At 55.2% G+C, this 19,925-nt stretch carries 23 protein-coding genes, 1 tRNA gene and 1 pseudogene; 18 read left to right on the plus strand and 7 right to left on the minus strand.

Going from position 1 to position 19,925, the window contains the following annotated elements; genetic code table 11:
* Positions 1 to 169 precede the first annotated feature (169 nt).
* Positions 170 to 1,756 (plus strand): PLP-dependent aminotransferase family protein, encoded by a 1,587-nt coding sequence (locus SH410x_RS14980; protein ID WP_473668420.1) that lies wholly within the window; start codon positions 170 to 172, stop codon positions 1,754 to 1,756.
* Between the two features lie 206 nt (positions 1,757 to 1,962).
* Positions 1,963 to 2,036, plus strand: a tRNA-Pro gene (locus tag SH410x_RS14985).
* A 279-nt stretch (positions 2,037 to 2,315) separates the two neighbouring features.
* On the opposite strand, the pseudogene SH410x_RS14990 reads toward SH410x_RS14985, so the two are convergent.
* The 3 genes and pseudogenes from SH410x_RS14990 to SH410x_RS15000 form a co-directional block, all read right to left on the minus strand.
* Positions 2,316 to 3,596 (minus strand): annotated as a pseudogene (locus SH410x_RS14990) (tyrosine-type recombinase/integrase); the annotation flags it as partial.
* A complete protein-coding gene (locus SH410x_RS14995; RefSeq protein ID WP_473668423.1) occupies positions 3,517 to 3,687 on the minus strand; it encodes a hypothetical protein in 171 nt (56 codons plus the stop codon). The pseudogene SH410x_RS14990 and the gene SH410x_RS14995, both read right to left, overlap by 80 nt.
* 89 nt (positions 3,688 to 3,776) lie before the next feature.
* The gene (locus SH410x_RS15000; RefSeq protein WP_473668425.1) at positions 3,777 to 4,049 is read right to left on the minus strand and encodes a helix-turn-helix transcriptional regulator; all 273 of its coding nucleotides are present in this window, start codon (positions 4,047 to 4,049) and stop codon (positions 3,777 to 3,779) included.
* Positions 4,050 to 4,199: 150 nt separating this feature from the next.
* Between SH410x_RS15000 and SH410x_RS15005 the strand changes: the two genes are divergently transcribed.
* Positions 4,200 to 4,424 carry a hypothetical protein gene (locus SH410x_RS15005; protein ID WP_473668427.1) on the plus strand — a complete coding sequence of 75 codons (225 nt, stop codon included), beginning with the start codon at positions 4,200 to 4,202 and terminating at the stop codon, positions 4,422 to 4,424.
* Between the two features lie 133 nt (positions 4,425 to 4,557).
* Here the strand turns inward: SH410x_RS15005 and SH410x_RS15010 are convergent, their stop codons facing one another.
* Complete coding sequence (locus SH410x_RS15010) at positions 4,558 to 5,457, minus strand: hypothetical protein (RefSeq protein ID WP_473668429.1); 900 nt, start codon at positions 5,455 to 5,457, stop codon at positions 4,558 to 4,560.
* Between the two features lie 683 nt (positions 5,458 to 6,140).
* On the opposite strand from SH410x_RS15010, the gene SH410x_RS15015 reads away from it, so the two are divergent.
* The 11 genes from SH410x_RS15015 (at position 6,141) to SH410x_RS15065 (ending at position 11,996) form a co-directional block, all read left to right on the plus strand.
* Positions 6,141 to 6,545 (plus strand): hypothetical protein, encoded by a 405-nt coding sequence (locus SH410x_RS15015; RefSeq protein WP_473668431.1) that lies wholly within the window; start codon positions 6,141 to 6,143, stop codon positions 6,543 to 6,545.
* A gap of 1,049 nt (positions 6,546 to 7,594) precedes the next feature.
* Entirely contained in the window at positions 7,595 to 8,134 is a 540-nt protein-coding gene (locus SH410x_RS15020; protein ID WP_473668433.1) for a hypothetical protein, read from the plus strand.
* A 66-nt stretch (positions 8,135 to 8,200) separates the two neighbouring features.
* Complete coding sequence (locus tag SH410x_RS15025; protein WP_473668435.1) at positions 8,201 to 8,338, plus strand: hypothetical protein; 138 nt, start codon at positions 8,201 to 8,203, stop codon at positions 8,336 to 8,338.
* 63 nt (positions 8,339 to 8,401) lie between these two features.
* Positions 8,402 to 8,812, plus strand: coding sequence for a hypothetical protein (locus SH410x_RS15030; RefSeq protein ID WP_473668437.1), 411 nt, complete (start codon positions 8,402 to 8,404; stop codon positions 8,810 to 8,812).
* A gap of 73 nt (positions 8,813 to 8,885) precedes the next feature.
* On the plus strand, positions 8,886 to 9,311 hold the full coding sequence (locus SH410x_RS15035) for a hypothetical protein (protein ID WP_473668439.1): 426 nt from the start codon (positions 8,886 to 8,888) through the stop codon (positions 9,309 to 9,311).
* A gap of 7 nt (positions 9,312 to 9,318) precedes the next feature.
* Positions 9,319 to 9,453 (plus strand): hypothetical protein, encoded by a 135-nt coding sequence (locus SH410x_RS15040; RefSeq protein ID WP_473668441.1) that lies wholly within the window; start codon positions 9,319 to 9,321, stop codon positions 9,451 to 9,453.
* Between the two features lie 48 nt (positions 9,454 to 9,501).
* Complete coding sequence (locus tag SH410x_RS15045) at positions 9,502 to 9,960, plus strand: hypothetical protein (RefSeq protein WP_473668443.1); 459 nt, start codon at positions 9,502 to 9,504, stop codon at positions 9,958 to 9,960.
* Positions 9,957 to 10,400 carry a hypothetical protein gene (locus SH410x_RS15050; RefSeq protein ID WP_473668445.1) on the plus strand — a complete coding sequence of 148 codons (444 nt, stop codon included), beginning with the start codon at positions 9,957 to 9,959 and terminating at the stop codon, positions 10,398 to 10,400. The genes SH410x_RS15045 and SH410x_RS15050 overlap by 4 nt, the downstream gene beginning before the upstream one ends.
* A gap of 25 nt (positions 10,401 to 10,425) precedes the next feature.
* Positions 10,426 to 10,692: a hypothetical protein gene (locus SH410x_RS15055; RefSeq protein ID WP_473668447.1), complete on the plus strand. Its 267-nt coding sequence runs from the start codon at positions 10,426 to 10,428 to the stop codon at positions 10,690 to 10,692.
* Positions 10,693 to 10,893: 201 nt separating this feature from the next.
* Positions 10,894 to 11,205 carry a 50S ribosome-binding protein YggL gene (locus SH410x_RS15060; RefSeq protein ID WP_473668449.1) on the plus strand — a complete coding sequence of 104 codons (312 nt, stop codon included), beginning with the start codon at positions 10,894 to 10,896 and terminating at the stop codon, positions 11,203 to 11,205.
* A gap of 629 nt (positions 11,206 to 11,834) precedes the next feature.
* Positions 11,835 to 11,996: a hypothetical protein gene (locus SH410x_RS15065; RefSeq protein ID WP_473668452.1), complete on the plus strand. Its 162-nt coding sequence runs from the start codon at positions 11,835 to 11,837 to the stop codon at positions 11,994 to 11,996.
* Here SH410x_RS15065 and SH410x_RS15070 read toward each other — a convergent pair.
* The 3 genes from SH410x_RS15070 to SH410x_RS15080 form a co-directional block, all read right to left on the minus strand.
* A complete protein-coding gene (locus SH410x_RS15070) occupies positions 11,990 to 14,098 on the minus strand; it encodes a G8 domain-containing protein (RefSeq protein WP_473668454.1) in 2,109 nt (702 codons plus the stop codon). The genes SH410x_RS15065 and SH410x_RS15070 overlap by 7 nt on opposite strands.
* Positions 14,099 to 14,186: 88 nt before the next feature.
* Positions 14,187 to 14,648, minus strand: a complete 462-nt coding sequence (locus SH410x_RS15075) for a hypothetical protein (RefSeq protein WP_473668456.1) — start codon at positions 14,646 to 14,648, stop codon at positions 14,187 to 14,189.
* Complete coding sequence (locus tag SH410x_RS15080; protein ID WP_473668458.1) at positions 14,645 to 15,589, minus strand: DUF1559 family PulG-like putative transporter; 945 nt, start codon at positions 15,587 to 15,589, stop codon at positions 14,645 to 14,647. Before SH410x_RS15080 ends, SH410x_RS15075 begins: the two co-directional genes overlap by 4 nt.
* 550 nt (positions 15,590 to 16,139) lie before the next feature.
* Between SH410x_RS15080 and SH410x_RS15085 the strand changes: the two genes are divergently transcribed.
* The 4 genes from SH410x_RS15085 to SH410x_RS15100 all read left to right on the plus strand — a co-directional run bounded on the left by SH410x_RS15085 (position 16,140) and on the right by SH410x_RS15100 (position 19,874).
* Positions 16,140 to 16,448: a hypothetical protein gene (locus tag SH410x_RS15085; RefSeq protein WP_473668460.1), complete on the plus strand. Its 309-nt coding sequence runs from the start codon at positions 16,140 to 16,142 to the stop codon at positions 16,446 to 16,448.
* Between the two features lie 749 nt (positions 16,449 to 17,197).
* Positions 17,198 to 17,407, plus strand: a complete 210-nt coding sequence (locus tag SH410x_RS15090) for a hypothetical protein (protein WP_473668462.1) — start codon at positions 17,198 to 17,200, stop codon at positions 17,405 to 17,407.
* 645 nt (positions 17,408 to 18,052) lie between these two features.
* Positions 18,053 to 19,366: a reverse transcriptase domain-containing protein gene (locus SH410x_RS15095; protein WP_473668464.1), complete on the plus strand. Its 1,314-nt coding sequence runs from the start codon at positions 18,053 to 18,055 to the stop codon at positions 19,364 to 19,366.
* Between the two features lie 274 nt (positions 19,367 to 19,640).
* On the plus strand, positions 19,641 to 19,874 hold the full coding sequence (locus SH410x_RS15100) for an IS66 family transposase (RefSeq protein WP_473668466.1): 234 nt from the start codon (positions 19,641 to 19,643) through the stop codon (positions 19,872 to 19,874).
* Positions 19,875 to 19,925: the final 51 nt, after the last annotated feature.

The following is a 19,925-nucleotide window of genomic DNA, read 5'->3' on the forward strand; positions in this document are numbered from 1 at the left end:
ATTGGACGTAGGATGGGACCATTGTCCCGTCTGAGGGGACGGCTCGATGACCACGCTCGGTTTCGATGAACCGTCGCCAGTCTGCTTGGCGACCGCGAACGAATAACCCGACTAGCTACGTTCGCCAGAACGTGGATTCCTCTGTCGGGCGACGGTAGATACTTTTGATTTGACGCGTTTTATTGTCTCGCTGTCGCTCGCTAGCACGATTCTCCTGCTCTCTTACCCTGCCACCTCCTCCCTGCACGTTCGTGACCTCATGGCTCTGCCTCCTTGGACCGTTGATCTCCTCCGCCGCGGTGTTGCCGATCTGGCGCGGCAAGTGACCGATCATGACGCCGCCGCTTCTTTTAGAGAGCAAGCCACTAAGCTCGTGGACGAATTGCCCAAAGCGGCGCGAGAGAAAGTCGACGCGCTGTTACGGCATGCCGAAGCAAAGGCGCAGCCGCTTAAAGATGCCTGGCAAAGCAGTGCGTGGTGGGGGGAAGGAGCGATTTCACTGACGCCCACACGAATCATCAACGCTACCGGTTGCCTGCTCGACCAACGCGGCAGTGGTGTTGGATTGCCCACGGCCGCACTCGCCGCGGCAATCCCTCACCTGTCCGGTGACGCCGCCCGTGATCCGGACCTATCCGCCCGGTTGTGTGACGAAATCGCAGCGACCATTGCCCGCCGTCGCGAACAAACGCCCCATCAGCCTGGGCTCAGAGCAATCGTTACCAATTCACTCGACGCCTCGCTCGCACTTGTCGCCACCCTCGGCGGCCGTGGAGGATGCGTGTGGGTGCCGCGTACGTCCGCACAGCCCATACCTGTGGCAGGAGCACCCGCTGCGGGCTGCGAGCTGCTGCTCGTCGATCGACTGCGGCGTTTCTCTCGAGGCACCGTTCGTGAGTTCGGTCATATCGGCGGCGCGGACGACCGACCGAGTGACCAGATTCTACACCGCCGTGACGATCCTCGGCGGGGATCGCCAAATTTCAGCTCCGCACATGATACCGTTCAATACACGAGGGCACAGCAAAATGTGCTCGTTCGACTTGCGCCAGCCGAACCCCGTCAACACAGCGCATCCGAGCCGGGTGAGAACTGGATTGAGATCGTGGTGCTGCCAATGGGCAGCATATTCCCACTGGGAACATCAACCCATGTCGCCAGCGTTACCGAGCAGCTCGCCGGCGGCGCCGATCTCGTTGTCATCGGTGGTGGCGCACTGACCGGGACCCCCGAACTCAGCCTGATCATCGGCGACGAGGAGATCATCCAGCGACTGCGACATTCCCCAACCTTCGACCTTGTCAACGCGCCGACCGCCCTGACTGCCGTGGTCGCCGCGTCCGTTGCCGTCCAAGCCAACGGGCTCGCTCCCGTGGGGCAATTGCTCAGCGTGTCCGAAGAGAACCTCGCCGATCGTGCCCAGCGTCTGGCCACTCAATTAGCCGGTTGCGACTGGGTGACGGCAACCCGGATCACCGCATCACCCGCGACAATTGGACTGCCCCCCAACCTCCAGTCTCCACCCCGCCCGGCCGAGCAGACGGACACCGACGACAAACCCGATTCGATCCCGTCGCGTCAAGTCGTTCTAACGATCGATGCCTCCCGAGATGCCCCAGCGCTCGCCCAACGCTTAGCCGATGCTTCGAGCGGGCTATTGTGCCGTGTCGAGGACCAAGAACTGATCCTGGACCTCCGCTGGATCTCCCCGGAACAGCAAGCCCGGATCAGCGAACTGATGGCTCAGCAGAGCTAACACACCACCACCTGCAGTCCGCTGCGTCAGCACACCGCCGACGAAGAACCTTCCGACCATGAATCACCGAGCCTCCAAAAAACTTGCCTCGTTAAGAAAGTCATTCGGCCGCTCCTCCAGGACACCATGGCAAGCGATTCGACCACAAATCGACCGCCGATCTCTTGACGAAAGAGCAGCCAATTGAGACGATAAGTCTCATTCATCGGGGCGTGGCTCAGCCTGGTAGAGCGCTGCGTTCGGGACGCAGAGGTCGCAAGTTCAAATCTTGTCGCCCCGATTCATCAAAACCCCCTAAATCCTCGTGTTTCAAGGGGTTTTCTCGGTTCTTTTTTGCTGATTGCTCGCCTGCCATTTTGTCAGATTTTGACCCGTTTTGACTCCTTTTGTACGAAGCTGGGGCAACCGCTGGGGCAACGAAACTTTCGGCCTCGGTTCTCTTGGTGCCAATCGGAAGCTCCGGCAGCAACTCGACTGCCGCCGATGTTTGCAGCAACTTTTCGTCGGTGTACGTGTTCATCGTTAACGCGATGTCGCTGTGCCGCATGACAGCCTGGGCGGTGCGAGGCGAGACGCCCGCCGCCGACAGGTGAGTGCCAGTCGAGTGCCGCAGCGCGTGCAGGTGAATCCGGCCTTCGTTCTCGTCCATCTTGTCGATGTCGGCGGCAACCAGGTCTCGGTTGAGTATCCGAAGCAAGCCGGTCGGGACGTTGAAAACGAGCTCGCTCGATGTCTTGCCCTCGCTCCATACTCTCAAGTCGGCGGCAAGGTCGCTCTTAATGGGGACGGTGGATCCTTTGCGGTTCTTCTCATTGCTCGCTCGCAGGACCAGGAACGGAACATCTCCGAAGCTCAGATCGCCAACTCGAAGCGTCCGCAGTTCGTTCGCCCGTAGCCCCGTCAAAATCAGCGTTTTGTAAATCAACGCTCGCTCGGTCCCTAATCGCTCCAGGGCGGCCTGCCGCTCCTTTGTGACGTTGGCACCGAGCTCGCCTTTTCGTGGTCCTGTGCGGATTGTCTGGGCATCCTCCAGCGGACGACGCTGGGCGATGCCGAGCAAGCGTTGCATTTCGTCGAGCGTCATCGCCCGTGCAATCCGCTTGCGGTCGTTCTTCTCGTCGCGTTTACCAAAACCGTCGAACGGATTAGACGCCAAACGACGCTCGCCCGTTTGCGATTGGCGTTTTCCCTCCAACCGTCGACCGGTCAGCCACCAACCGAACGCAACCCACAATGACGAATGCCAGTTGTAGGTCGCGGCCGACATTTCTGAATCTTGACGCAACCACTTTCGCAAAGCTTCCGAATTCAGGTCTCTCAGCCATCGGAACCCGCAGCCTTCGCGAGCGGCTTTCAGACGTGTTTCGCTCGTCTTGATCCGATCGGCGTTGATGCCCCGCGATTTCAGGTCGGTGATGTACTGAGCAACGTGATCGGCAACTGGCGTTCTACTGTGCTCGCCGATTTCCAGGTCACTCGTCGACAGTGATCCGACCCGAATCTTGTCAGCGATCGAGAGCAGCTCATCGAGTTTCTGTTGTGCCGCTTGTTTGTCCCGGCACCCAGTCGCGACTTCCTTGACGATGCCGTCGCCGTCGCGGTATTTGGCGTAGTAGGTCTCCGATTTGGTTCTTACGCGTTGCTTACCCCGCTTGTCGACGACGACCGTTCCTATTCGCTTCTTGCCGTTGCGATCCTTCCAGGTAGCGATTTCTTCGATGATCGTCGTCGTCGATGGATCCTGCTCTAGCTCTTTCTTGTTAGCTGGGCGTTTCTTTGTCGTGATCGTAGCACCGCTGGGCAGCGATCGCGTAACGGTTTTTCGTTTGACGGATGCCATTGGGCATATCCCCTCTTAATTGATCAATTCGTGCGTCTTGCCCTGTGACTGGATTGGCCAGTCGCCCTGAGAGCACCGCTATCGTACGCACGAGTTTTGAATTGGAAAGAAAAGTACCGGGCTGCAGAGCCGTCCCTTGCTCGGCGGCTGCCGGTTTAACTCGAGTCTCTGGAAACGCTTTTACGCTCCTCGTCGCCGAGGGTGCTTCACAGAACGAACGACAGGACAGCCTTCCCTGATCCAGTTTTCGACGACGTCACGATCCCAGCGATTGGAGCCGCCGAGCTTCACCGGTCGCGGCATTCGACCGGAATCGGCGAGTCGGTAAACGTGTCGAGTAGAAATTGCCAGCATGGCGGCCACTGCATCGACTGACATGAGTCGAGCGGCGTCAGTTTGATGACCTGACGTAGGCATGTTGAAAACCCCGGGAAAAGTGGTGAACAACTCCATCCTTGAGCTTGCGATTCGGAACGTGAAATCAACGCTGGCTCAGCATTGACCATCGACAATCCAAAGTATACCGTAGGAATTAATAGTCAAAAGGGTCCTGATGGACCTTTCGGAAAAATTAAATTTGGTATCTAAGAATCGAGGTGCGAGATGCCCCCTAAAAAAGCCGCCAAGAAGACGACGAGCAAAGAGGTAACCCTGAAGGTTCAGTTGGGGCCAGACGAGCACAAGCTCGTAAAAATGGCTGCTGCAGAGCTCGAAATAACGATCGCGGAGTTCTTGCGCAATGCCGCTGTGACATATGCCGACCAAGCGGTGAGATCCTATTACCAACGTGAACTCGCTCGAAAGCCATTCCGACCGACGGAGGAATGATCGAGCAAAGTGAAAAGCCAATGCTCGATTGCCTTCAGACCGGTAACGGTCGTGATTGGCCCGAGGCTTGAACGCTTCGCATCTAGCCAGGCGTGCTCAAAACCAGGTGTCGCAGTGGCTGCCCGCGGCTTGATCAGTTCAATGGAACCGGATGTCGCGTCCTATCGAAAACGGCTGTCATACGGTTGTTCTCAGCATAAGCATGAGATGTGGATTGCTCGCAAGCCGCTTCTTCAGCGGGTTCCTCCCTGACCAGCTCCGCGTGCGACTCCATTCGCGGGGCAAGAGCACGGATCGTGGTCAAAGCCGCGAGAGCCTTCTCATGGCGGCGAGCAGAACGCTGTGACGCTTCAATCTCGAACTTGGGCAACTCAGTGCCTTTACCGACGCACCTCGCCTCTATCAGGCCATGAAAGCCCTGTTCAAGATGCGTGGCAACCACATGGTCGACCATCAGTCGCTCCAGATAGCTGCCGGTGCCTTCTTCGATCAATCCTTGCCGAAGCTCTCGGGTCCTGTTGAACATCACCTCTCGCTCGAACAAATCATGGCCAGACAGGGCGCGAATCCATTCCGTTTGAACCTTTGCTGCGATGTGACCACGTTGGCTGAAAAGATCTGGATGCTCCTGCGTCGCTCGGCGAAGCGTGACTAACGCGTCTTGATCACCGTTACGACACCGGCGGACCACTTCATCCAGAGTGACTTGTTCGGAAACCCATTCACCTGGTTCCAGATCGCTGTCTCCCTGCTCCTGATTCTCGCACTCTGCAGACTTGTTCATCTGAACGCTCCGTCGCTTTCGCCATCCTCGGCTTTTTGGGTTGTGGTATCCGGTCGCATAAAGGTGGGCGTCCAAGAGTAATCGCGTTGAGCTCGCGTAATCCTCTGCCATCGCCTCGAGCTCAACAATTCTCTCTCGAAGCTGCGAGTCAATTTGCTTTTGAAAAGCCTTCGACTCCAAACGCAGCGATTCCATCTCAGCCCGCAGTCCCTTGCCCAAGTACTGTTTATGAACTCGGCCATCCGGCATGCGTCGGCAAAGATAAAAGTACTTCCGACCGCTTTGGCGCTTCTCCCATGCCACGTAGACTACACCCTTTAAAGTTCCCGGTCATACAAAATCTACTCACTTAACATTGTACCGCACGCGCGGTGTTTAGTGAACGCCAATTTAAGTGCTAGAGTCAAGATTCGATAGTTGTCGAAAATTGGTGACTCCGGTCGAGTGCCGGAAATGCCAAGGCTACCCGGCAAGTAGCATTGTTGAGTTAAAGGTCATCGAAAAATCCTCCAGCATCAATCGTATCAACAAAAGGTGCAGTCACTTGACCGTTGGGATGCGAAAGGCATTGATGATCAGCAAGACATGCTGATCGAGTTGGCAGTGGATGTCTGGCATGCACCTTCGCGACCTTTCCTTTGAAGATGCAGAACCAGCCAGCGATCCCATGACCGAACTTACCGACAAGCACGCCCCGAACGCCTGGCAGTCGTGGCGACAATGTTCAGAAAGTGTTTTTACAGTGGCTGCCAAAGACAGTCGCTAAGTCCTAAAAGCGGCCATCGACCCGGTCGAACCTGTCTGGTTTCGGCATCAAAGTGGTTGGCCAGGTTGATTAGCGAGCAGGGTATTGCCAAAATGCGTAAATAAGATCCTCCGGATTTGTATAGTTTCGGCGAGGCGATGTAGGGCAAGTTAAGGATTCTGCTCCGATGATTGCCTACCAACCACCAACTACCGACCTAACGTCCACACAAGAACGTCGTCCCCGCCGTATCCACGATGGGAGAATTGCTGCAGGAATTCTGGTGCTACTGGCCGGTTCAGCGATTGTTTTCGATATCGCGTACCTTTGGTCTGATTGGCTGCAACAACCGGCCACCGACGGCATCGGCTCACTGAATGGCAAACTACTCCTATTCACCGCAGGCCACCTCATCGTTCTGCTCGGATGCGTGGCACACTGCCGTCGTCGGACTGGTGTGTTGCCAATCGCCGCTGCCGTGATCGCAACCATCCCGATCGTCACACCCTGGTTCATTCTCGGCTGTCCGTTTGGACTGCGGATGCTCGTCGCCAAAATTCAACTGCACCATCGATCCGACAAGGTGACGTAGTCACAAACACACGGATCTCCGCAGTTTTGACTTCGCGTCGACGCGATGGTTGAGTCACTCACACCACCTCAGCGATGATGATAGCAAGCGAGTCGATTTCAGTGACTGCATTTTCCTCTCGTGGGAGCGTCGATCCCGCTCAGACCACACGAACTATCTTCGCAGTGACTCTGCCGGCCGTCACGTCCGAATTGGCGAACGTTATCCCACGATCGGTGTTTTAAAATCCGGATTTTGCAGCGTGCTTCCTCCCCGCTAATCATCTTTATGCCCGTCAAAAACCCAAGCGGACGCGGTTTCAGCGTGGTCTTGCTGGATTTCAATGCCAATTTCACTAGTCTCCGTGACACTTTGGACGTCAAAGCGAGTGATTCCTCGCGGCACACGTCTCAGTCGGTGTGCTGGGTTCACGTATAGAGAAAAAATAGTTCGTTCGTCGGTGTCACGACCATGCGGACGTGCGAGCGTGAACGGAAGTAGCCTGTGAAGCTCACCTGAGTCATCCTCCACGCAATTTCCAGCAGTCGCAGCAACATCGTGTGGAGTGATCGCATCTTTCCTCGACAGGCCATTGCATTCAGAGGGATTACTGGGTTCACATTCGCTTGACCGACGATTTGGGATCATCCATACTCGGTGAACGCGTGACCGGTTGTCGGCCCCACCAATCCGGCGATAACACTCGACGAGTCACCATAGGCACCGAAGGTGCAACCGACGATAAGTGCTCGAGCACCGCCTTATCACCAGCCCAACTGGCGTTAGTTGCCTGGTTACCCGACTGAAATCCTTCCGACCGTCCCATGTTGCCAGCCGAATACGAAACGGTCGTTTACTTTCGACGCTTTCCGAACAACGACGACTATCCACAACTGCCCAAATATTTCCCGTGCCGGTGTCGCAGAGCTGCAGATTGCATTGCCGGACTGCGAAATCACATACAATGACGGGTATCAATGAGATCCAACGAAGGACGCGAGTCGAGCGGTTTGGCAATGGTAAGTCTTTCTCGAGTCCTCGGTGACGTCCCACGTTCCCCGACGAAATCAATGATCACACGACGCACACCGACTCAACGATACGCATCCTATGTTATTGCGACTTTGCTGATTGTCGCTGCTCTATTCGGACTGCTTTACAACGCAGGTTCACTCTTTGCGGCATTTCAAGGTGCGTTCGACAAAACGCCGGACATCGCTCAACTGCCACACTTCTTCACCGCGTTTTACGCAATGTCCTTGATATGCATCGTTTGCTACATCTCGATCATCGTCTCTTCTGTTGGGCTCTGTCTTGGTTCCGCGACCTGTGCAAGACTACTTGCGATCTTGCTATTGTTTGAAGTGCTCTACTTTTTCGCAATTGGAGCGATGTGGACGCTACCGAATGCGGGCCGTGGAATTGGAGCCGCAACAGGAATTGCAAACGGCGGACTTATGGCTCAATTCATTCTCCTCATGCCGATCTGGATCCCAATTGCATTTGCTTTTCTCGGGCTCTACCGCCCAAATCCAGTGTTGACTGCTGATGGCACGCCGATACCGCCAGACAGCGGGGAACCAAGCGATGCAAGTGCGGACTGGAAATAGTTTGAAGACGAGCGAGTGAGACTCCCGTCTGGGTAGCATCGTTCGCCGACGTAACTTGAACAACGCGTGTCAATGACACCTGAAGAAGTCGAGGAACGACTGAGCGAACTCGGCTCACCAATTGTCTTCCAAGACTTTGGGAAGGTGGAAGATCTGCATCTCGCTCGTGAGATGGTCCACGTCACCTCCACGTTTTCCGGCTGAAAATCACGAATGGATCGCCTCGTATTCGAACGACCTGTTGACAACCGAAAGTATTGGCTGGCAATGGCTGTCACGATCGTTCTGGCGATTGCTTTTTTGGGGGCTGGATCATCCGGCAACTACTGGATGGCCTATCCTATGGCGGCTTTCCAAATCGTGGGTGCTGTCGCCCTGTTGATCCGCAGACCGAGCTCATTCGTTATTGTCGAGGCGGACACGATATCATGGTGCGAAGCTGGACTGTTCTGGCCATCGTCTAGCGTGGTGTCGTTTTTGGAAATACAGTCCGTCGCGTTAAAGCACCAAGGCGGTCGCCAGACAATTGTCCTCGCCAATCGCTTTTCAAAGCCGTGGGTGATTTCTGACAACTGCTTTTTGGACGGGCACGGCGTTATTGACGCCATTCGCGTGAAACGTCCGGGCCTGACCGTCTTGGCAGATAACTCGGAACGGACAGAAACACCATCGCAATGAAATACGGCAATGGTCTCTCTGTTGCGGCGTCTGATCACCTCTTCGCTATCCAGTCTTATAAGCTGAAATTGGAATGTCCCGAGCACGGAATCTAATCGCGTTCGCTGGCCTGTTGGCTGTGGGGGGCTGCTTCGTCCTGATTTGGAACCGACCCACTCACGGCTACGGCTACGGCTATACCCGCGACGCTTCGCCGGTGTACGGTCTGCCTGAGGACGCTTCCGACATCGACTTTTATGATTACGTCTACATGCCGAACAGAGCCGTCAGCTTTCAAACGACCGAAGCAAACTTCAACACATGGAGCCGGACGTTTGGCGGCATCTCGTTGATTTCAGACCGAAGTGGGAGCATCTTCTATATCGAGCCGACGGGTGAGGGGCACGCTGTCTCGACGGGGGACGGAATCGAGTACGGTTGGACCGAGGAGGACCGCGGTCAGCACACCTTGTACGACAGACTTTCTGGCCGTGCCTACTATTGGGGTCACACGCGGTGAACACGCAATGATCCTGCACGTTGACATGGATGCGTTCTACGCATCCGTCGAAGAACGTGAACAGACTGCGCGTAGCCATGCCGTGCAGCGGATTCGGTATCAGGCGTTTAGAATTGGAAAATTAGCCTGCCGTGCCCGTTAACGACTACCGCTCCCCGAGTGAATCAAGCCGTATCCCGAGACATATGCCATGAACAAATCGGACTGTAAATCGGCGATGATTGGGCCACGACGCTTCCAATGGCAAGTTAGCGGTTGGTTCGGTGGCGTGTTCGGTGGGTCGGCCTGGCTCGTTCCAATTGCCGCAATTCTCGCGTTCAATGGCCAACCGAAACTCGCAATATTGCCTGCCGGGAGCTGCGTGCTGATGAACCTTCTGGGCGGTGTTCTTTGGTATCGACGTGACCGGATTCTCCCGTTCCCCGCACTCGTGGGATTGCTTGCTGCGTTTTCTGTCTCAACGCCACTCGTTTGGTTCGCGACTTCGCTCTACGCGCCCCCTGAGTCGCTTGCCGCGCTCAACTGGCCGCAACATGCCATGCCTGGTGTCTTGGCCGCGTTGATCTGCCCGGTCATCATCGCGTGGTTTTGCATTCTTGAATACTCTCATGCCAATGAACCAGTGGCGCCGCAGCGAGTTCATCGGTGACCCCGAACCTAAACCTGTTCCTGGACGCGTGCATCGACCTTGGGCTCGATCCGTCAGCCTGGATTTACGCTGACGACCGCGGCCATCGTCTTACTGTGCCGGCCGCATCCGGCAAACTCGGCCCGATTGTCGTTCACGAGGACGGCGACGAGTTCATTGTCGATGTTGGCACCATCCACCACAGGCACTTTCGCGGATTTCAATACCCGGACACAACTGACGTTCTCAGAGCAGCAATTGACGCGGCTCGTTTCGTTCTCGCGGTGATGTCTGACGGTGTTTGTGTGACCGTCGACTACCTCGATGGTCGCTGCATTTGCTCCAGTCACTTTTTTCTTGACTCAGAGAATCTAACCCCGGATACTATCGGCAATTCGCGTGCTGGCATCCGGGGTGGCAACATTCACACCGAACGCTTTCTTTGGTCCGGTCCTGTGTAGCGACAACGAGCGGAGAGCGATTGCGATGAACCTTTTTGACATTCCCGTTTGGCTTGGACTCAGAAACGAAGATGCCATTCGAATCGCTCGATTCTCGATCAAGCTGTCGCTGCCAATGTTCATTGGATTTCTAGGCTTCCTCAGCTCCCTCGAGTATGTTCCGGGCCTCGATGGATTCGGCCTGCAGCGGCTGTCGGGCTTTTTCGGTTTCTTTGGTTTTACTGGGTTTCTTGGCCTACTGGGCCATGCATTTGTGGTTGATCGCCGGGCTCAGTCTCGAAATCATGGTTAGCGAAACACGTCGATCTATGCGATGTGTAGCGGTTAATTTTTCGCACGTCTGGTTGGGTGCTCGCGAATTCGCTTCCACGAGTACCGATTGATACGCAGAATCCCAACACGAATCGCCTTGTCGGCAGTCGACTGCCTGAATTGTGCAATCGCGGTCGCGTGAACCGTGACTGTCATCAAACTGAAACCCACAACTGCCCAAATGAACAAGCGAATCCGGAAGAAAAGGCGAACTGGAGAATTCCGTGAGGACTGTTTTGACTTGCATTTCCGCGTCGACGCATCAATCTCCCTTCAGGACGTCGATAAGCTGACCGACAACTTCATCGCGATGATCGAGCAGAGCCAACTGCAATTTGGCGGCGGCGGGCAATACGATTGGTCTGGCGTCGTTCAAGGTCCGTGGCGTGGTAGCGTAACACAGGAAGATCGGGAAACGGTGCTGAACTGGCTGCGGCAATGTGACAAAATAGTCGCATGCTCGTGTGGCCCATTGAAGGATCTCTGGCACTGATAGAATTGAAGCGATGTCAACTCACGCTTCAGACTGCTCAAGAACCACGAAGTGATCCGACTGGCGTAGTTTCCTCTGAGTGAAGCAAGATCCGAGAACGCATTGTAAAATCCGGCTTTTAAACCGATGTTACGAAAGTTTGGCGGCCGTCATCGAGGCGACTCGTCCCGAGCATAGCCTGCCCGGAAAGTTGCATGCCAAACGTTCACGAGCTTCGGAAATGCGTCGAATCAAGCTGCCTCCTCGTCTGAGGGGAGTGCCATCTCACGTCATTGTTGACGGACGGGTGGGCGCCAGTGAGAATAGATGTGATCACTCGCGTCGGTGAGACCAGTCTGTTGGATCGATGAGAATGCGCGTGGGTCACTCACCATCCCAACGTGAGGCTGGCGAGAATGCTGGGCTGCTATGTGCTCGCCGGATTAACGGCTAAAACGCAAGGTATCGGACTGAAATGAACCGATCTCAACACAATGCAGCCACCACTGGCAGCTCCGCATTGCGTACCCGAGCAACCGGCATCACCACCGGCCCGCCGTTATGTTCTGTATTCGGTGAAGCGTGAAAGGTGATTCGCGATGGCGATCGTATTTTAGCGTTGCCGGACGGCTCCTCTGCAGGTCGGAGCGATGATCAGTGAGCACACCCGAGCGGTCCCAAGGTTGCGACATTCGCTGACGGCATCGCGTCGTGGACCGATCAACGCGGAGAACATCCAGTGGTTGATTTACGACTGGCTGGCGAATGGTAACGCGGCGCGACGTGTGGGCGGCGATGTCACGTTTCAATGATGCAGCCGGTGGGCATTGCTTTCAATATTGCCTGCTTCGTCGATCGCGAAAGCATGGAGCTTAGGGTCAGCAGTGGCAGGCAGTTCAACTTCCCATTCGGCGAAATTATCTCGCAATGAACGCGCTGATATTCCAGCGACGTCCACCCGTTCAATCCGTCCATTGTCGACTGATGTACCGCGAACAATTTGTCCGCCGGCGGACATGGGAACACTGCCAGTGACGATGGTGACCGGGGGCGACTTATCCTCCAATCGATAGTTGGGAAAGCTCGCCGTTTTGTCTGTCATTTCGATAGCCGGACCGTATCCCCCCATGGGAAAAAAGATCGTGTGAGAGTGGATCTGGCGAAAGGACAGATCATCATATTGGTGCAGATCCATGATGCTACGCCATATTCCGTAGTTGCAGTCGAATACATCTAGACCAGCGATTTTGACCGCTGGACAGTAAGTATGAAACGCCCAATGCGTATCCCAAACTTTTAGACGTTCGATCACCATTGGTTGGCTTGCGTCCGCGCCGATACCGCCGGTCGTGCCTGCGATCGAATTGGCGAGATCTTCACTTGTGCGTTCGTTGCTGAATTGCTGATAGGTCAAACCTCGGATGCCTCCGAGATTCAATCCAAATCGCCGTTGAGTGTGAACCTCGTTGTCCGCGAATCGAATGAAGGGCAGCGTGCGAATGTCTTGTCGCTGCTTCGTTCCATCACTTTGTAAAATCAAAAGTCGAGGATCAAACGCAGCAGATGCTTCAGCTTCGAAGCGGAAGCCGTGTTGATCGCACTCCGCAGCAACATTACGCGTGAATGCGTTGAGACTATTCGCCCACCAAAATCCGGCCCCATCGTTCTTGTCAAACGGTAGAACCTGGCCTGGGAGTGGCCTGCCAACTATCGCCTGCACCGCGAGATTTCGATCGAGGACGTTGTAGGTTTCCGTGCCGTCTTCCAGAAAATACCCATGGCCCACACTTTGAAAACCCACGCAGTCGCGAACCACAAGATACTGAGTTCCGTGAATCGTTATCCAGCGATTTTTGCTATCCCACACTGACGCACCAACGACGCTGCTGCCACGCATGGAGTCTCCTGCGAGATGGAAGTGGATTGGATATCGACCTAGTAAGCCTTCTTTTCCGAGATGTCGAAATTCAGCATAGCTGATCGATCCCGACGATCCATAATGATACATCGTGTGTCCGCGATGAGACTCCGGATCCGCCGATTCGATCACGACGTTCCGCGACAGGTTTGCCACTTCGGCGCTGTACTCACCACCGCGATGAGTCAGTCGCAACGGTTCGTCAATGGTCAGTCGTTGCTGGGACCCCGCCGCCATCGACATCGACGCCGACGCCTCTGGTTTCGCGGCCAAGAACCGGACTTCTGAGGTTGGTGCATCAGTCACATGCTCGGTTTGCGTTCCCGCAACGGGCTCCTGGCGTGACGTACCCGTGATTACCAGACGATCGCCGGGATTCCAGTTCGATACCGCATCGCTTAGAAACAACCGAGTCGCACCAGCATCTGCGGCGCGTGAAAGTTTCACCCAAGTCCGGTTCATAGGCGCGCCGTGAATCTCCATCCGGCCACTGCAGCACACGATCGCCGGCCACGATTTCTCATCCACGCCGGGAACCATGTGCAGGCGAATCAGGCAGCGATGATGTGCCGCGACGGGTTGCCGCGGAGTTCCAATCAGGAGGGCTGCTGGCGATGCGGAATGACGATGGCGATGTTTGTGAATGTCACAGTTGAATCCTTCCTCGACGACTTGATTACCGCCTTCGATTCTTAGCAGTCCCACGTTGAGCTGGGTATCTGCATCGGTGCGAAAACGCAGTATTCCTGAAACATGCACTGCGCGGATGACGTCGTCTGAGTTACTGTCGTAGATGACCTCATGATCGCTGCGGACCAACACCGTATCGCCCGCGGTGGGGACGTGTCCGCGCTGCCAGGTTTGAGGGTCAGTCCAATTGCCGTTGGCGGTAGATTCAACAATCCTTTTTTCGTCATCGGCACTCAGTGAGTTCAAAGGTGCAATTAAGTAAAGGAACAATAACAAGTGGTAGCGGCGAATCGATGGAAATATCATGAATCAATGAAACAGGAGTAAATCAAGTTGAATAAGGTGAGTCGACGGCGCGACCCGCGGGTTTCTCTGGGGCGGCGGAAGGATGCGTTTACGGAATATTGATCGGTGGTGCTTCGTTGTCTATTGTGGAAACGGAAACTCGCCATTTTGAGCCCGCGGGCTGAGAAAATCGTCCACGATATCGATCCGGCACACTTTCGCCCGAGCTGAGGATCTCGTCCCGGACCGCCGGTATCACTCGATCATTAGGCCACGATAGTGTCACGATCCAGTCGCCAGCAGGTGCCCCATCGTCTTTTTCATAAGTGGTCAATTGGTATTTGCCGAGTTCATCAGTGACGGCGTTGGGAAACAGTTTTCCACAGCCGCGAACCGCATTCGAGCTCCGATGGAGAATGAGGTGAACTCCCGAGGCGGGCTTGCCCTTGCTCGTCACCGTGCCAACGACGGGATACACGGGAATACGGTCCGAGGGAGGTTCGCCGCAACCGGCCAATAACATCATCGACGCGAGGGGCAAGATGGTTCGGCGTGCAAGTGGTATCTTCACGGCATTGCCACGACTTCACCGCCTGCCGGTGATCCCAGAGCGCGGAAGGTGTTGCCGTCCATTGACTCCGTAAGAAACTTGACCGACCCATCAGCAATCCCGAACATGCAGCCACCGATATGGAAGCTGTAGGGTTGGAATTGATTGCTACAGTTCATCATACAGGGGCCGGGTCGCGACAGCCCATCTGCCGAGTATGAATTCAGCGCGATAGCAGTATTCCCCGCCCACGGAGAAAACAATTTCACGCCAGGCGCCGCCGGCATCACCATGCGGCCATTTACGTAATAATCCGGATGCCCGCCCATCTCAACGAACCAAAACGTATTGGACAACCCATCGAGAAAGGACGCAAAATTGTGCGCAAGCAGTCCACCGCCCAGTCCCGTTAGCTCTCCATTGGAGCGGGCGGCAAACGAACCTTCCAGCATTTCGTTGGCTGAGTTGCGGACGTTTCGTACGGGAAGATAGTTCGTAATCGCCGCCGTACCGGACGGGAACTGGGCCGACGAGGAGACTTCCGACAACGTGACGCTCTGCTCATTGCCCGGCGACGACGGACACAGAAAGAACGCAATCCGTGAATTGATTGCTGTCTGGTTACTCTCGTGATCGTAACCGACGTTGTAATCGTATAAGTTCTCGACGCTAGACCCTTCCGCGAACGGCAGCAGCAATGGCAGCAGACCATTGAGCGTGCTTTTTCCTTCGCCGTTGGTGAACGAATTGCGTGAGGGTGGCAATTGCCCGAACGTGTCGTGGTAGTTGTGAATTGCGAGGCCAATTTGCTTGATGTTGTTGCTGCACTGCATCCGCCTGGCCGCTTCCCGAGCGGCCTGAACTGCCGGCAATAGCAATCCCACCAAGACACCAATGATGGCGATCACCACCAGCAGTTCTACTAAGGTAAACGCCGATCTTGCTTCGTTCGCGGGTTTCATTCAATCCTCGTTTTCTTGTGGCGGTCATCTCGCAAACGACAGCCGTGAGGCATCACGTACTGCGAGGAGATAGTATCGGTCGCGTAGCGACATGACGTTGCCAATGACACGAGTTTGCATCTGTCTCGAAGTCTGGCGTGCAGCAACATACACCACTTACACGTGAAGCGAACCGGTTCCGCTGGACCAAAATACCACCGGCGACGACGGAATTTCCATCAATCCTTGTGCGATGAATTCGTGTCGATGTTGCACTCAGTCCGGAATAGCTTGAGCGAGGTAGCACACAAGGATAACGCCGGGGAGGATGCGACGGCGATTAAACGTTGATTCGGAATGAATCGCAGGCAGCATCTGCTTACTTGGAAAGCCTGCCATACACCTGCGTCTTGAGTCAGCGGAGCTAGGTCGGGGGAGTTTTTTGTGGATCTGCAGTCGGGGCTGCTCGTGAGAACGTCTAAACTGCTGTCGCTGTGCCGTCAGACTGTTCTCGTCGCAACGACAACTGGCAGATAAGTTAGTCGCTCCAATCAAGAACCCAGCATCGCACATGCCCGATCCCAAGACGCTGACTGTTGGGGACCGGATTCAGATCCTGCGTGTTCCTGCGAATGACTTGCGACAACGCGAACGTGAACTCGCCGAGAAGACGGACATGGCGGGATGGACGGCTGACAGTATTGAATGCATCATCGAACAATCGCCGGTCGCCAGGGTTTCACGCATCGATGAATACGGATGCGTCTGGTACGACGCGGCAGTAGTTGGCCCCGACGGTGTCGAGGTAGAGCATTCACTGATCGTGTGCGATGACGACACCTGGCTCAACGTTGACGCTGCACCGGGAGCCGGGGTTTAAAATCCGGATTTTAAAGCCGCGTTCTGAAATCCTGGTAGCCATCATCGAGTCCGGTCGTCACGCACTTCGACTGAGCTTCTTGCCTCTCAGGTGAACAGTGTAATGAGTGTCGTGCTCGGCGAAGCGAGATCAGGGTATTTGAGCAGACACGCTGCCAAGGAGGCCCACGATGGACTCTCAGGGCCCTGCTGAGCGGTTCAAGGCCTTCTTTGAGCGATTTGCGATATCGTGCAGCAGCGGCCGTGCGGGAGCGTCAGGACTGGCAGGTTTTTTTTTCGAGCGTGTCACACGAGGGAGTCGTTCAGATTGACGATGCGATCGCTTTCCCTGATCGCGAGAGTGATGCGTGGAGTTTTGGTTGGCTCAGCAAGGACCGATATCCAAAATCTTGCTTGCAGACGTCGATAGAACAGGTGGCTCGGGTAGCCAAAAGTAGATCGTCATCGCACTTTGCAAAGAGCAGTGTGAAGAAGTTACTGTGTCGATTCGGTCCTGACTTGATCCCCTGGTGAGTACTCGTCTTCGTGTCGGGTGCGTGAGGGTCATTGTGGCTCAGAATGCGATCGATCTTCTCAAGCGACGTGGCAGTAGTTCAGTGCCGATGGGACTCACTCGATCGGCTTTCGCTTTGAAAGAGCATTTGCAGTAATCTTGTTGACCACGTAATGCGCCACGGTATATTAAGGACCGGCGTTAAACTGGTGCCATGAAGGCACTGAGGTCACAGAACTAAAACGATAGGCTGAAAGATGAAGACGAACGGAAGCAGCGACGTGAAGAAACCAAACAAGTTGATGAAAGTCTTATTCACACCGGACGAACAGACATTCGTGAAACTCGTGGCTAGCATGAACAGCATGCCGGCAAACCAGTACATGAGATCGATTGTTGTCGCACAGGCCAAGAAAGACATCACGGCGATGAACGACAAAATCAGTCAGTTGGCTGGCTCCATTTAAAATCCGGAATTTAAAAAGCGGGCCATGAAGCCAGTGGCTAACGCTTACTTCCAGTCCCGTGAACCTGAACCAACGAGGCCAATTACTGAAAGCACCTGATTACTGAACAAGACGGCTTTTCTTGATTCACTCCCTTGGACTCACTCATGCTGATCGACTTGACCAGCAGCGGTAACATTCGATTACCGAAGAGTTGATTCCTTGCCGCATCGTTTGAAGCCACTCTCGGAAACCGAGACAACCTTCGAGACTTGCGGTTCCTTGAGGTCTCTGTCTGTTGAACAGGTCTTTTCAAAGAGGGAGGGTGTCGAGAAGAACAACTGTCTGAATTTTTGTTTTCTGGTCCCTTGTCCCTATGTCTCTAATAGAAAGGGAGAACATTTTTTCATTCCTGGATGGAGAGGAATATCACCTTGGTGACTCCATCAGTCCTTGGTCCGCTTTATCTACGCATTGAGCACGTTGAACGTGATTCAATGTGTGGAGCCGGCTAAGGATTAGTTCAGAAATAGTGAGAGGATTTCTTTCTTCTCTATCTCTGGCTCCCGCCAGAACCTCGTTTTTTCACGATAGCCGGGGCTGGGCCGTTTTGCTCGGCCCCGGTTGTTTTTCGACGACCCACTCAGATCACCGCGAATTGAGAATATGACCTACCAATCCCTCTCGCCGCTGTGGCACCGCTATCTGCAGCGCGACTATCTCGGCAACCGCTCAGAGGATGTCGAGCCACTGGTGTCGTACAGGGACGATGTCGAGAACTGGGCTCGCACCTCGGAGAAGAGGACGCACGAGCACTGCCAGTCGCTGCTCCGTACCGTCGCCAACCCTCGCATGCTGAGTATCGCCCTCGACGACATCGGTCGCAGGAAAATCTTGGGCGACGACCCGCGAGTAGCCATTGCCAATTGGTATCCGTGGGAGTGGCTGCGTGACATCGAGAAGCGGATCCTCGACGGCAGCTTTCGACGCGGGAAGTTTACGAAGTACAAGATTCCCAAACCTGGCAAAGCGGGCTTCCGAACGATCGAGGTGCCGATGTCCGAAGCGCGGATCGTTGCACGCAATCTTTCGAACTTGTTGACGCCTCTGCTCGATCCTGATTTCTACGATCTCAGCATTGGGTTCCGGCCCGAGCGGTCGCCCGCACATGGTGTGATGGCTGCCAAGTCGCTGATAAAGAATGGCATGCACCACATGGTCGCGTGTGACATCCGCGATGCCTTCGGCACGGTGCCCAAGAAGCGGTTGCTGCAAATCCTACGATCTCGGCTGCATCAGTCACCGGTGATGGGACTGATCGAAGAGCTGCTTGACCCGAAACGCAAGCTCGGAATTCCGCAGGGGCTTGCCATTTCACCGATCTGCCTGAATGTCTATCTGGATCACTTTCTTGATCACTGGTGGGTCAAGAATTTCCCGGGCACGGTGCTCGTGCGATACGCTGACGATCTCGCGATTTTCTGTGAGACTCACGAGGCAGCGGTCGAATGCTGCGAGGCACTCCGAAAACGCATCGAAGCGATCGGAATGAAGATCAAGGAAAGCCAGGAGGACGCTGTTTACGACCTCGCATCAGGCGACCACGTGGACTGGATTGGTTTCCGCGTGCGGTGGGCCAATGGGAAGACGCGAGTCAGCTTGAGCGAATCGAGCTGGTGCAAACTGGAAGCGAAGTTATCGGAGCAAAAGTGCAAAAGCGACAAAGGTGAGACACTGACGGTCAAAGATGTCGCATCCATCGGATTCCAATGGCTGGCACAGAAGGCCGTGGGCGTCACGGCGGCTCAGGTGCCCGTTGTTGCTGAACAGATTCGCCTGTTGGCCGACCAGTGTGGTTTGGACATGTCGCATTTCACCGACGAGAAGGCTCAACTTGCATGGCAGGCGGGCCAAAAAGTTGCCAAGCGTGCCCAGTGCGAAGTGGCGCAGTGGGCGCCACAACCTGTCGCTGTCGTTTGATTCCGTTCGCGAAAAGGTTAATCCGCCAAGGAACGTACACGACGCGGCGATCGGCGGCGTCGCGATGGAAACCGTGAACGCCTTCTAATTTCACGTTTCCTATAGTAGTGCCCTACACGCCCTGCACGCCCGTCACACGCCCACGCTCTGCCTCAAACCAAAAGCCCGCAAACTGCGAATCACGCAGCCAGCGGGCCGACAGCGTGAACTAGCCCTAATTGGCTACGACGAAGTCGAAACGCTCGAGTTCACTGCGCCGGAGCTGAAAGTCCGCGTGACCAAATACGCCAAAGAAGCCAGTCCAGTCGACAAGAACAAAAGCGTCGTCAGCTCCGAGCGGCCCACTGGGCTGGTCGAAGGGGATCGTTTTGATGTTTCAATCGGTGTCGAAGTCATTGCCTGGAAGTACTTCTATCATCTGCCGTTCTACCGCCAGCAAGACCTGTTCGCCGGCAGCGACTGGACGCCCAGTCGTAGCACGCTGGCGAATATCGAAACCTCTGTCTAGTTCGCGCTACGCCCACTGGCTGAACGCCTGCGGCCGTTTCTCAAGACAAAC

This window comes from Rhodopirellula sp. SH410 (assembly GCF_055811895.1).